This window comes from Hoyosella sp. YIM 151337, assembly GCF_026041215.1.
Classification (GTDB): Bacteria; Actinomycetota; Actinomycetes; order Mycobacteriales; family Mycobacteriaceae; genus Hoyosella.
Map to the genome: position 1 here is coordinate 73,007 of NZ_JAPEIQ010000028.1, position 13,001 is coordinate 86,007.

The window sequence follows — 13,001 nt, forward strand, 5'->3', positions numbered from 1 at the left end:
CATAAGGGGCAGACTCAGCTGTACGCCTCAATCGGCGGGCACGAGCACACCAGGTTACGGTCGCCGAACGCGCCGTCAATGCGCCGCACCGCGGGCCACACCTTGGGCCGCGCACCGATGCCCGCGGGGTACGCCGCAATCTCCCGCGAGTAAGGATGATTCCACTCACCTACCAGGCACTCCGCGGTGTGCGGGGCGCCGCGCAGCGGATTGTCGTCCACCGGCCATTCACCCGAGCCGACACGATCGATCTCCTTGCGGATCGCGATCATCGCCTCACAGAACGCGTCGAGTTCCTCGAGGCTTTCACTTTCCGTCGGCTCGACCATGAGTGTTCCCGGCACCGGGAAGCTCATCGTGGGCGCATGGAATCCATAGTCAGCGAGCCGTTTCGCCACATCGTCGACGGTTACCCCGGTCGCTTTACTTATCGGGCGCAGGTCGAGGATGCACTCATGCGCCACCATGCCGTTGTCCCCGGTGTACAGGACGGGAAAATACTCATCGAGGCGGCGTGCCAGATAGTTGGCTGACGCGATCGCTGTGAGTGTCGCGCGGCGCAAACCAGCCGTACCCATCATTCGGATGTACGCCCAGGTGATCGGCAGGATCGACGCGGAACCATACGGGGCTGCGGAAATCACTGGCCCGGAACCTAGTTCGGGCGCTAGTGGGTGTCCCGGCAAGAACTCCGCGAGATGCTCACGCACCGCTACCGGTCCGACACCCGGACCGCCGCCTCCGTGCGGGATACAGAATGTCTTGTGCAGGTTGAGGTGGCTGACGTCACCGCCGAAACTGCCGGGCCGGGCAACTCCGACCAGCGCATTGAGGTTCGCCCCGTCGACGTACACCTGACCGCCGGCCGCATGAACAGCATCACACAGCTCGACAATGTCGTGTTCGTACACGCCGTGCGTCGAAGGATAGGTGATCATGATCGCGGCGAGCCGATCGGCGTGCACCGCGATTTTCGAACGCAGGTCATCAAGGTCGACGTCACCGTTGTCCCGGCACGCCACGACCACCACCCGCATGCCCGCCATGACCGCCGATGCGGCGTTGGTTCCGTGTGCACTCGACGGAATCAGACAGACGTCGCGCTGCGTTTCCCCGCGGCTGTGGTGATATCCACGAATCGCGAGCAGGCCCGCAAGTTCGCCCTGACTGCCCGCGTTCGGCTGCAGACTGACCCGGTCGTAGCCCGTCATTCCCGCAAGCCACGATTCAAGGTCGCTGATCAGCGCGCGTATACCGGCGGTGTCTTCAGCGGGCGCGAACGGGTGCAGACCGGCGAACTCTGGCCACGTAATGGGCTCCATTTCCGCGGTGGCGTTCAGCTTCATCGTGCAGGAGCCGAGCGGGATCATGCTCCGGTCGAGCGCAACGTCCTTGTCTGCGAGGGAGCGCAGGTACCGCAGCATCGCGGTTTCGGTGCGGTACCGGTGAAACGCCGGATGCGTCAGATATTCGCTGCTGCGGCGCAACTGCGCCGGTGCTCGCCACGGCGTGCCGAGATCGCCCGGTATACGAACGCCGAAGGCGTCGAAGAGTGCGGCAATATCCTCCCCAGTTGTCGCCTCGTCACACGACATACTGACATGGTCGCTGTCCACCACCCATATCGTGATGCCCCGTGTCCGCGCGCTCTCCCACACTTCCTGCGCGCGGCCCGGGACACGGGCACGGACAGTGTCGAAAATGTCGGTGTGAACGATGTCGATACCGCCGGCGGCGAGGCCTGCGGCGAGGTCCTTCGCATGCCCAGCAACTCGTGCCGCAATCGCTTTGAGGCCTTCCGCGCCGTGGTACGAGGCATACATCGCCGCCATGACGGCCAGAAGAACCTGGGCGGTACAAATATTTGACGTCGCCTTTTCGCGGCGGATGTGCTGTTCCCGGGTCTGCAATGCCAGGCGGTAGGCGAGGCGGCCGTCCGCGTCTTTCGATACGCCAACGAGCCGGCCCGGCAGTTGACGCGCGAACGAGGACCGCGCCGCGATGTAGCCCGCGTGTGGCCCCCCGAAGCCCATGGGGACACCGAAACGCTGCGTGGTGCCGAAAACGACGTCCGCACCCATTTCGCCGGGCGGGGTGATGACTGTGGTGGCCAGCAGGTCGGCACCAGCAGCAACGAGCGCGCCACGGTCGTGCGCGGCGCGGAATACGGCTGACCAGTCAGTGATGCGGCCACTCGCCGCCGGATGCTGGACGAGCAGGCCGTAGAACTCGCCATCCGGGAGGCCGTCTGTCAGGTCGTGGCGAAGCAGTTCGATCCCCAGGGGCTCCGCCCGAGTTTGCAGGATGGCGACCGTCTGTGGGAAGACGTCGGAGTCCACGATGAAACGCGGTGATGCCGACTTGGATGCGCGGCGCAGCATCGTCATGGCTTCACCTGCGGCAGTTGCCTCATCGAGCAGGGACGCGTTGGCGATATCCATGCCGGTGAGGTCAGCGACCATCGTCTGGAAGTTCAGCAGCGCTTCAAGGCGGCCCTGGCTGATTTCCGGCTGGTAGGGAGTGTAGGCGGTGTACCAGGCGGGGTTCTCGAGAATGTTGCGGACCAGCACCGGCGGAGTCAGGGTGTTGTAGTACCCGAGGCCTATCATCGACGTGGTCACCGTGTTTCGCTGCGCGAGTTCGCGCAGTTCCCGGTGTACGCCGTGTTCGCTAACGGGTGCCAGGCTCAGCGCGGCAGCCGCGATTGTGTCCCCCGCAGGCTGGTCAAGGATCGCGGCAGGAACCGCTCGGGTCGCGAGTTCGTCAAGTGACTCCACACCAATGACATGCAGCAAACGGGCTAACGCCGTCTCATCGATCCCGATGTGACGGTCAGCGAAGCCTTGTGCTGTCGAGTCGAGCATCCACATCCCTCAGGCCGGGCGGATAGTACGGCACACGGGCGCACTTCCGCTATCGGTCCTCCCCCTCTGTCGCTACCACAGTGGGCGCCTGAGAGATTCAGCAGCGAGGCCCCCTCACGTGCTTTTCCCCGTGGGCGGGTGGCGTGCCACCACTTTCCAGAGGCGCCGCAGCACGTGCGGTCCTTGTGCCTGAGAGATTGTCGGAGAGGTGTTGCTCCTTCGGCGCCTACCACAACCACTGGTAGGTCTCTCCCGCACGGCATCGGCGCATCCCGAGTCTAGCCCGGAGCGTGCGGCCACGCGAAGTTGTGTGACGCAACTAGCCGATCTTGCGTGCGCGGTTGCGCCGGCGGTTCGCCAGTTCGTCGTGAACGGGGATCTCCTCAGCTTCGTCAGCGCGTTCAGCAGGGAACTCGGCGATCTTGCCAGTGAGTTCCCGCATCGCACCGCTCACCGCGATGCCGAAGACGCCCTGGCCGCCCTGCAGTAAATCAACAACTTCCTCAGGCGAGGCGCATTCGTAAACCGTGGTTCCGTCGGAAAACAGCGTGATGTTGGCCAGATCTTCGACACCGCGCTTACGGAGATGATCAACCGCGACACGAATGTTTTGCAGCGAAATCCCGGTGTCGAGGAGACGCTTGACGATCTTCAGGACCAGTATGTCTTTGAATGAGTACAGACGCTGACTCCCAGAGCCGGCGGCATTCCGGATGGTCGGCCGAACCAGCCCAGTTCGCGCCCAGTAGTCGAGTTGCCGATACGTGATGCCGGCCACCTGACATGCGATCGGCACGCGGTAACCTTCGAGTTCGTCAGGAACAGAATCGTCTGGAAAAAGCCCAGGCTGAATGACGCCCGGCGACACGTCGACAGTGCCGGGACGACCTACTGAGGAAGCATCCTTGCTGCCCTGCCCCTGCTGTTCTTCGGCCACGGAAATCTCCCTTTCGCCCGTTCTGCGCGAACGACTCGCCGCTGTGTGACGGCGCCCGTCGTGCAGAAACCGTGAAACCCGTCTGGGTTCCATCAGGGTGGTCTTGTTAAGGATACCGCCCTGAGGCGCGACGCACGTCCACGCCTCGCCACAACGCACGCTATGAGTAGACACACAATTTCGTCACGCAACACTCCGATATTTATGAAGCTCTGCGTCAGGCTGAGATTGTTTCGTGACGAAACAGCGAGAAGGCGCCCACCAGGCGGACGTACTGGAATGGTCCAGCTAGCCTTCTGTGGACTTAAAGTCGTCGGGCGAAACCGAGTCCAGGAACTCTTTGAACTTCTCGACCTCGTCTTCGCGCTCGTCCGGAATGACAAGGCCCGCTTCTTCGAGAACGGACTCTTCCGCGTAAATCGGCACACCGATACGGATCGCAATAGCCACGGAATCAGAAGGGCGCGCGGACACCCGAATATCTCCGTCGAAGAGCATTTCCGCGTAGAAGGTGCCCTCCTGCAGGTCGACGATGCGCACTTCTTTGAGCGTGTGACCAAGTGCCGCAAGAACGTCGCGGAACAAATCATGCGTCAGCGGACGCGCCGGGACGACCCCCTGCTGCTCTAGCGCGATCGACGTGGCCTCAGCCTGCCCAATCCAGATTGGCAGGTAACGGTCCCCCTCAACCTCGCGGAGAAGTAGCACTGGCTGGTTCTGCGGTTGTTCCACGCGTATCCCGACCACGCGAACCTCACCCATGGTGACCGCCTCTCGACTGCAACCGCTCAAAGGTACCGAGTGTGCACTTCCAGTTTATGGGAAGCACCGCGAACACCGCTCGCCCCAACATTGTGCCCGCACCTACGTTCCAAGCTCTTCTCGTACCGATGCTTTAAGCAGCGCGCTGTGGGCGGTCACCATGAGAGAACCCAACTCCCGCACCATCTCCTCGGCCCGGTCACGAGCCCCGGCCTCACGGCCCTTGGCCACTGGCCCGGCGATCTGCGCCAGCAACGCTGCCTGCCGGTCCGCAGCCATCCGCAGTGAGCGAAGATGCCGCATGTCGAGTCCGAACTCGGCCAGCTCCCATGCGGTCCGCACCAGCAGGACAGCCTCCGCGTCGAAGTAACCCGCGTTGCCGGGGACAACAAACCCTGCCGCGACCAGGTCACTGAGAAACATCTCGTCGACGCCGCTGCGCTCACATAGCGTTTCCCGGCTGATCCGCCCACCGGTCTCAGACACGAACGCGTCGGTTGTCGACGTGAACGAACGAGGCAACTTGACGACGGGCCCCTCCGGCGTGGAGCCATGGTCAATCGCGTCGAGCTGCTCACGAATCACCTTGAGCGGCAGATAATGATCACGCTGAGCCGTTAACACGAAACGCAGCCGATCACAGTCCGCCGCGGTGAACCGCCGGTAACCCGACGGCGTCCGCTGCGGACTGACCAAGCCTTCAGCTTCGAGGAAACGGATCTTGGAAATAGTTACATCAGGGAAATCCGGGCGCAGCTGATCGAGAACTGTCCCAATCGACATGCCTGCACCCGACAGCGGCTGCCCTGCTGCTGTCACTGGCTACCTGCACCTGCCGCTTGCTCGTCCTGGCCCACTGCTTTAGGCCCGGAAAGAAACACCAAACGGAACTTGCCGATCTGCACCTCGTCACCATTCGCGAGGACAGCCGAATCAACCGGCTCGCGATTGACGTAAGTGCCGTTCAAACTGCCGACATCCACTACCTGGAATACGCCGTTCTCGCGGCGAAACTCAGCGTGACGACGGCTCACCGTCACGTCATCAAGGAAAATATCGCTATCTGGGTGACGGCCAGCTGACGTGGTCGCCTCATCCAGGAGGAAGCGCGAACCCGCGTTGGGCCCACGCTTGACGACGAGCAGCGCGGAACCCGCAGGCAGGCTTTCAATGCCCGAAACCTGAGGCTCGGGCGCCTGGCTCGCCGCATCGAGTTCGCGCAGAAAATCTGCGCGGAACACCGATGTGGTTTCCGCCGACGCCCCTTCGAACGCCGGATTGTTCTGGTTCTCGCTCACCGTATCTCCTCTTTCTTTCTGCGCCGCGACGCCGGTCGTGCTCGGCGGTCGCGGTCGCAATCTATCCCCGACCGTTGGCCTTATCAGCCCACCCGGAATTGATGTCCTTTTTGCGATCCACCAACGCTACATCCGACCGTACCCTCTCGGGTTACGCCGGCCGGCGTGGTTGGCGCATCTTGCGCAACTGGAGCAGCAACTCACCACCAACAATACTGGCGCGGCTGGCTAGTCCGTGATGATCTCGCGGTATCCGGCCGCGTCGAGCGTTTCGCTGAGCGCTGACTCCAGATGACTGGTGTCAGCGACCTCCAGTTCGACTAGCCAGCCGTCCTTGTACGGAGACGCATTCACCAACTCTGGACGGCTCCCCAGCTGGTCATTCACAGCGATGACACGGCCGCTGATCGGCGAGAAAATATCGGAAACACTCTTGGTTGACTCGACCTCACCAAAAGGCTCCCCCGCAGTCACCGCAGCACCCGAGTCAGGCAGCTGAACGAAGACGACGTCATCGAGTTGCTTCTGCGCATAGTCGGTGATACCGATCCGCACGCGCGTGTCCCCGGTCCGCTGTACCCACTCGTGTTCGCGGGTGTAGCGCAGGTCCTCAGGGATTGCCGCCTCAGTCACTGAGCTTTCCTTCCATCCACGGCCTTGATCTTGCACCACTTCCACCACATTGTGTCAGGCGTCTGGAGAGATCGTCTCGGTCTGAGCGATTCTTCCCCTGGGACCTACCCACCCGGCTGAGCGTATTGAGGATCGCGCAGTTCGCGCAAGGCATCGACTACGACCTGATCCTGCTTCTGCACCGACAGCCTTCCACCACTGCGGGCAACCGTATCAATCGCTCCCCCAGGAATGTTCAGCGCAGTCTCCAGGGTCGCCGGATCACCGATCGCGGTGATGACGTACGGACCCACGAGGGTTTCGCCGTCAACCACAATCCCGCCATCCTGGCTGCCGAACCAGGAATCTACACCGATCCGCACGGGACCGCCCGGCGACTCCCCGCTTCCGGCCATTTGTATCGCCTCCGCACCGGCCGCTCGCAGTTCCTGGATCTGGTCGAGCAGCACCTCCGGCCCGACCGCACGATTGGGGTCGCGAATCGTCAGCACCACACCTGGTCCTTGCGCCGCCACCGTTCCGGTCTGGACTGCCAGCACATCGAGCTGGGCCCGCGCCTCCGCGAGAACCGCCTCATTGTCAGTGCCCGACGCCACGATGCCGTCGAGTGTCTCTTCAAGCGCTTCGATCTCACCGCGCATTGCGGCCTCCCGCGCGTTGAGTTGTTCGAGCAGCGCGAGCAGTTCCGGCGCACGCAACCCATCCAGCACGTCACCCGATGTGGTGGTCCGGACCTGCGTCGAGATGGCCAGACCGAGCACTCCGCAGAGCACTGCAACGAGCACTGTGAACAGCACGCGCCGGGAACCGCGTTTCGGTCGTTCCCCAACCGCCGCGGACTCGCCGTTCACCCCGTCAGGCACCGAACACCCCCCGGCGGATCGCGGCCGCATTACCGAAGATGCGGATGCCTAGCACAACAAGCACAGCCGTAGAAAGCTGCGTCCCCACGCCGAGAAGATCACCGAGGAACACCAGCAGCGACGCGACGGTGACGTTGAAGACAAACGACACCACAAATACTTTTGAGTCGAAAATGCCCTCGAAGTACGCGCGAAGACCGCCGAAGAGCGCGTCGAGCGCGGCCACGACGGCGATAGGCAGGTAAGGCTGAACCGCCACCGGGACGTCCGGACTGAGATACACCCCCAGAACCACACCTGCGAGTAGCGCGATAAGCCCGATCACGGCTCCCCCTCTTCTGGTCCCGCAAAGCCGCTGGCACGGTGTGCTGCGACTCGAATTTCCCGCACCGGTGCCGCCGGTACGGTGATCGACGTTTCTTCACGTACGGTGAAACCTGCACCGTAAAGCTGACTAATGCCCGACATCCGGATGTATGCGCTGCTCGCGATGAAACTCGACTGCATTGCGCGGGGATCACCCACAGCTGCAATGACATAGCTCACCGCGCCGCCCGCACCACCGGCAGCCTCCGCCGCGACCCGATTGTCGACCAGAATCGCGCTCCCGGCCTGCCTGATCGCTACGTTCGGACCGATCCGGACGCCGCCCACGGAGATCGCCTCAGCTCCCGCGCTCCACAAGGCGTTGACGACAATCTGCAGATCCCGGTCGAGAATCGTGTTCCGCGTACCTGCGCCACGGTAGCCGCCGGAGAGGTCCCGCTGCCCTGGCGGCTCCGAGACCGTGATCAAAAGCCCTGGCCCGGTGGCGGGAACAGTTCCGGCTGCCAGTTCGGCGCGGCGCAACTCAGCGAGCGCCGCGCGTCCCGGTTCATCAAGCAGCAGGGCCCGGGCGCGCGCCGACGCCGCCTCTTCAGCGAGTACGTCCCGGCGTGCACCGAGTTCCGCGGCACGCTCCTGCGCCGACCGGATCTCAGATTGCAGGCTCGCCCGTAACTGATCGGCATCTGGGGCGCGCTCCTCCGCCCAGCCGCGGGTAAGTCCGAGTGCGAGCCCAGCGAGCAACGTTCCTATCACGAGCCACACTTTCGCGACCAGCATGGTACGCGGCGATGGCGGACCTGCGGCCCGCGCGCGTTTGCGGGCTGCCGCAGCGTAACCGGGATCGAGGTGGTCATGAAGCAACGAGCGCAGCAGCGAGGGGACCCGGTAGCCGCGCGGCGGCGTCACCGCAGTCTCCCGTTGTGCAACGCGCCCGCGTCACACCTTCGGCATATCCCGGACAACGAGTCCTACTTGCACGAGGTACAGCACCATAGTCCACAAATACAGGAACATCCCCCAGATCAGGAGCGCTACACCGATCGGCTCCAGTACCTGGGAGAGTGCCCAGTCGCCCCGAGCCGCGAGAATCACGGGAAACGCGTACATGAGCGCAAAGGTCGCCGCCTTGCCAAGGTATGTGACAGGCAGCGCCTCAACTCCCCGGGTGCGGACCAGCACGAGCGCCAGAGTCAGCACGAGATCACGTCCCACCAGCAAGAGCACGACCCACCAGGGGATGAACTCGCGCATCGCAAAAGCAACCGGGATGACCACCATGAAAAGCCGGTCAGCGATCGGGTCGAGCAGGGCTCCATACCGGGAGACCTGGTTGAGCAGCCGGGCGAGCTTCCCATCAAGCCAGTCACTGATTCCGCTGACAACGAGAACGATCAGTGCCCACCCGTCCATCTCGTAGACGAGCAGAAGGACGAGAAACAGCGGAACCGCGGCGAGGCGCAGCAGGCTAAGCATGTTCGGCACGGTGAGGAACCGATCCGTGTTCACAGGTGGTTCAGCCGCGAACTTGTCCATCTCACGTGCCCGTTCGAGGCTGCGGGTGCGCCACTCGGCGAACCGATCGCTGCCCTCGGGCGGTTCTGCGCTCTCACCGCCACCAGAAGCTGGCGGACGCGAACCAGATTCCGGCGTCCTCATGCACGCAACTCTGGCACACCTGGCCCCAGATATCATCCGTTGGCTGCCGCGGCAGCCATTTCGTGTCCGTGCTGCGCCGCAACCGCGCCGAGACTCTGCCCCCGCAGCCGCTGCGAGACCACAGCGGTAATGCCGTCACCGCGCATGCTCACGCCATACAACGCATCGGCCACTTCCATTGTGGGCTTCTGGTGCGTGATCACGATGAGTTGTGATGTTGCTCTCAGCTCTTCAAACAGTGTGATCAGCCGGCGCAGGTTCGTGTCGTCGAGTGCCGCTTCCACCTCGTCCATGACATAGAAGGGCGAGGGACGGGCGCGGAATATCGCAACCAGCATTGCCACCGCGGTCAATGATTTCTCACCGCCAGAAAGGAGTGACAGCCGCTTCACTTTCTTGCCGGGCGGGCGGGCTTCGACTTCGATCCCCGTCGCGAGCATGTCCTCCGGCTCAGTAAGGACCAGTCGTCCGTCGCCGCCGGGAAACAGCGTCGAGAACACCGTGCCGAATTCGCGCTCCACGTCGTAGTACGCGTCGGTGAACAGCTGCAGGATGCGCTTGTCCACATCGGCCACAACGCCAAGGAGATCTTTCCGGGCGGAACGCACATCTTCGAGCTGTGTGGACAGGAAGTTGTAGCGCTCTTCGAGAGCCGCGAACTCTTCTAGCGCGAGTGGATTGACCTTACCCAGTGTCGCGAGGTCTCGCTCCGCGGCCTTCAGACGGCGCTCTTGGGCCGCCCGGTCAAACGGCATGGGCTGCGGGGCACTGACGAGTTCGCCACGCTCGCGCGCCTGCTCATACTCGTGCAACTCCAGCGGTGATGGCGGCAACGGCACCTGCGGACCGTACTCGGCGATCAACTCCTCCGCGGCGACACCCAGCTGTTCTAGGGCGGTTTCTTCGAGCTGCCGCATCCGCAGGGCAGCTTCAGCGCGGGCGACCTCATCCCGATGCACCGCGTCCGTGAGCCGGGCCAAATCTGCAGAAAGTGACTGCGCGCGTGTTCGTACCGTCTGCAACGCCGCGACACTCTCATCGCGTCCGCGGGCCAGCTCATCCCGTTTGTTCGCTGCGGCGGCAACCGCCTGCGTGAGCCGCTGCGCAAGCTGGCTCCCCGAATCTGCGACGGCGTTCGCCACGCTCGCTGCGGCTGTCCGCGCACGCTGGGCGCGTTCCGCGCGAAGCCGGGCTTCCCGCTCAGCCCGCGCCGCACGGCGCAGACCGTCAGCTTTGCCGCGCACCGCACCGGCACGTTCCTCCGCGGTGCGGACCGCAAGTCGTGCCTCGACCTCTGCCGAACGGGCGGACGCAAGTGCACGCGCAGCCGATTCACGCCGCTCGCTGGTGCCGTCTTCGGGAGGCTGCTCATCACCGTCGTGCTGCGCGCGCCGCAGCCGCTCCTCGTGCTCAGTCAGTGACGCAAGCAGCGCGGCGTGCTCCGATTCGGTCCGGATGCGCTGCTGCATGAGATTCTCATGCTTCGCGGCCATGACGCGGAGCTCATGGCCATGGCGCGCGAGTTCCTCATGCACCTGCGCGATCTCAGTGTCTGACGTGGTGAGCGCAGAGAATGTTTCCGAGGCGGCACTGCGGCGAGCGTCGTGTTCGTCGATCGCGCCAGACAGCGCCGCGCTTAGTTCGTCCGCCCGCTGACGCGCCGCGCCTAGCTGCTCGGACAGGCTGTCGATCTCAGCCTGCACCTCGAGTGCTGACGGCTCACGCCCGGTGCCCCCCTCGATCCAGCCAGTCCCCGCGACGTCGCCCTCTAGGGTGACCACTCGCACCCCCGGGACGGCCTGCAGCACGATTCGCGCCGTGGCGAGATCACGCGCGATCGCGATTCCACTCAGCCGGTTCCGCACCGCGCCTGCAATCTCGCTATCCGACGTCACACAGTCCACGGCCCACACTGCCCCATCCGGCAGTTCGGGCGACTCCCCCGCGCAGTCCGGCGCCCCGGTCACCAGAACTACCGCCCGAGCCGCACCATCGGCTCGCAGCTGCGCAATCGCTCTGTGCGCGGCGCCATCAGAGCTGGCGACGACGCCGTCAGCGGCGCGCCCCAGCGCTGTCGCCACTGCGGCCTCGTAGCCCTGAGCTGGACGGATGAGACCGGCTGCGCGACGATCCACGCCCGGCTGTTCGAGCAGGACTTCTGGACCGTCTCCCCGGCGCAGGCCCGCTGCAAGCGTCTCGATTCGCGTCTGCAGGGAAACTACTTCGTGACCGGCGGCGCGTTCTGCCTCGCGAAGCTCAGTTACCCGCCGATTCGCTTTGTCGAGGGCGGCCGCGGCCCGCTCATACTGCTGATCGAGTTGTGCTTCAGTCTGCTCGAGGCCGGCGAGCCGCTGTTCCCCTGATTGGTGCGCGGTTTCGAGTTCCTGCTGCCGTTCCACCGCAGCTGCGATCCGGTCATCGAGACGAGTGATCTCGCTGTCGAAAGACTCCGCCCGGGTCCGGAGATTCTCGACCTTCCCGGCCAGTCGTGCGAGCCCCTCACGCCGGTCAGCCACAGCACGCACGGCAGCGATGTGTTCACGTTCGGCGTCCGCCGCCTCCGCCTCGCAACGGTCGAGTTCATCGCGAACAGTGTCGAGTGCCGCCATCGCCATCTCAACTGCCTCACGCAGTTGTGCTTCCTCGACAGCGACTCGCTCCGCTTGCGCCTCCAGCGCCTCTGGATCCTGTCCGCGCTGTTGCACCTGTGTGCTCTCGAGGTGGCGCGCTCGCTCGCGCGCAACCTGAATTGTCGCGCTCACCCGCTCAGCAATCGCGGATAGGCGAAACCACACTTGCGACGCCTCTTCCGCCTGTGGGGCCAGCGCGCCGGCGCGCACCGAGAGCGCACGTTCCTCTTCGCGAACCGTGTCGAGTTCGCAGCGTACACGCTCAGCTTCAGCCCGTGCGCGCTCTTCGTTGCGCTGCTGGTCGTTCAGCTCGGCGCGGCGGCGGACGAGGTCGTCCGCCGCGAGCCGCAGCTTCGCGTCGCGAAGTTCCGCTTGAATGACCTGCGCGCGACGCGCCACATCAGCTTGCCTCGCGAGCGGCTTCAACTGTCTGCGCAGTTCCGTCGTCAAGTCACTCAGCCGGGCCAGATTGGCCTGCATCGCGTCGAGCTTTCGCAGAGCCTTCTCTTTGCGCCGCCGGTGTTTCAGCACCCCGGCTGCCTCTTCGATATAAGCCCGAAGATCCTCTGGCCGCGACTCCAGGATTTGGGCGAGCTGCCCCTGCCCTACGATGACGTGCATCTCGCGGCCGATGCCCGAATCGCTCAGCAGCTCCTGGACGTCCATGAGCCGGCACTTCGAACCGTTGATTTCGTACTCGCTGGCACCGTCACGGAACACGCGCCGCGTGACCGAAACTTCGGTGTAGTCGATCGGCAGCGCACCATCGGAGTTGTCGATCGTCAGCGTGACTTCAGCCCGGCCGAGAGCGGGACGCCCGACGGTGCCCGCGAAGATGACGTCGTCCATCTTTCCGCCGCGCAGCGCCTTCGCGCCCTGTTCCCCCATGACCCACGCAAGCGCATCCACGACGTTCGATTTGCCCGAACCGTTCGGACCAACGACACAGTTGATGCCAGGTTCGAACTTCAGGGTGGTTGCAGACGCGAATGATTTGAAGCCCTTGAGGGTGAGCGACTTGAGGTGCACGC

The 13,001-nt window shown here is 64.1% G+C and carries 11 protein-coding genes and 1 riboswitch; all 11 genes read right to left on the reverse strand.

All coding sequences use genetic code 11. The features are described 5' to 3' along the window. Positions 1-14: 14 nt before the first annotated feature. Positions 15-2,864: an aminomethyl-transferring glycine dehydrogenase gene (gene gcvP / locus ONR57_RS14390; RefSeq protein WP_265124201.1), complete on the reverse strand. Its 2,850-nt coding sequence runs from the start codon at positions 2,862-2,864 to the stop codon at positions 15-17. A 167-nt stretch (positions 2,865-3,031) separates the two neighbouring features. Beyond that, a riboswitch (glycine riboswitch) is annotated at positions 3,032-3,129 on the reverse strand. Between the two features lie 54 nt (positions 3,130-3,183). Further along, complete coding sequence (locus ONR57_RS14395) at positions 3,184-3,732, reverse strand: MerR family transcriptional regulator (RefSeq protein WP_265124322.1); 549 nt, start codon at positions 3,730-3,732, stop codon at positions 3,184-3,186. A gap of 357 nt (positions 3,733-4,089) precedes the next feature. After that, positions 4,090-4,563, reverse strand: coding sequence for a bifunctional nuclease family protein (locus ONR57_RS14400; RefSeq protein WP_265124202.1), 474 nt, complete (start codon positions 4,561-4,563; stop codon positions 4,090-4,092). Between the two features lie 102 nt (positions 4,564-4,665). Continuing rightward, positions 4,666-5,382 (reverse strand): MerR family transcriptional regulator, encoded by a 717-nt coding sequence (locus ONR57_RS14405; protein ID WP_265124203.1) that lies wholly within the window; start codon positions 5,380-5,382, stop codon positions 4,666-4,668. After that, positions 5,379-5,861 (reverse strand): FHA domain-containing protein, encoded by a 483-nt coding sequence (locus tag ONR57_RS14410; protein ID WP_265124204.1) that lies wholly within the window; start codon positions 5,859-5,861, stop codon positions 5,379-5,381. The genes ONR57_RS14405 and ONR57_RS14410 overlap by 4 nt, the downstream gene beginning before the upstream one ends. Before the next feature lie 228 nt (positions 5,862-6,089). Beyond that, positions 6,090-6,494 carry a glycine cleavage system protein GcvH gene (gene gcvH, locus ONR57_RS14415; RefSeq protein ID WP_265124205.1) on the reverse strand — a complete coding sequence of 135 codons (405 nt, stop codon included), beginning with the start codon at positions 6,492-6,494 and terminating at the stop codon, positions 6,090-6,092. A 104-nt stretch (positions 6,495-6,598) separates the two neighbouring features. Continuing rightward, the gene (locus ONR57_RS14420) at positions 6,599-7,387 is read right to left on the reverse strand and encodes a DUF881 domain-containing protein (protein WP_374116447.1); all 789 of its coding nucleotides are present in this window, start codon (positions 7,385-7,387) and stop codon (positions 6,599-6,601) included. Continuing rightward, positions 7,350-7,682 (reverse strand): small basic family protein, encoded by a 333-nt coding sequence (locus ONR57_RS14425; RefSeq protein ID WP_265124207.1) that lies wholly within the window; start codon positions 7,680-7,682, stop codon positions 7,350-7,352. Before ONR57_RS14425 ends, ONR57_RS14420 begins: the two co-directional genes overlap by 38 nt. Beyond that, positions 7,679-8,590 (reverse strand): DUF881 domain-containing protein, encoded by a 912-nt coding sequence (locus ONR57_RS14430; protein ID WP_265124208.1) that lies wholly within the window; start codon positions 8,588-8,590, stop codon positions 7,679-7,681. The genes ONR57_RS14425 and ONR57_RS14430 overlap by 4 nt, the downstream gene beginning before the upstream one ends. Positions 8,591-8,620: 30 nt before the next feature. Further along, positions 8,621-9,217 carry a CDP-alcohol phosphatidyltransferase family protein gene (locus ONR57_RS14435; RefSeq protein ID WP_265124323.1) on the reverse strand — a complete coding sequence of 199 codons (597 nt, stop codon included), beginning with the start codon at positions 9,215-9,217 and terminating at the stop codon, positions 8,621-8,623. A 155-nt stretch (positions 9,218-9,372) separates the two neighbouring features. Continuing rightward, entirely contained in the window at positions 9,373-12,999 is a 3,627-nt protein-coding gene (gene smc / locus ONR57_RS14440; RefSeq protein WP_265124209.1) for a chromosome segregation protein SMC, read from the reverse strand. Positions 13,000-13,001: the final 2 nt, after the last annotated feature.

Bases quoted from the DNA above. Each gene is read 5' to 3' on its own strand.
- gcvP (WP_265124201.1), bottom strand. From the start codon at position 2,864: ATGCTCGACTCGACAGCACAAGGCTTCGCTGACCGTCACATCGGGATC.
- ONR57_RS14400 (WP_265124202.1), bottom strand. From the start codon at position 4,563: ATGGGTGAGGTTCGCGTGGTCGGGATACGCGTGGAACAACCGCAGAAC.
- ONR57_RS14420 (WP_374116447.1), bottom strand. From the start codon at position 7,387: ATGCGGCCGCGATCCGCCGGGGGGTGTTCGGTGCCTGACGGGGTGAAC.
- ONR57_RS14435 (WP_265124323.1), bottom strand. From the start codon at position 9,217: ATGGACAAGTTCGCGGCTGAACCACCTGTGAACACGGATCGGTTCCTC.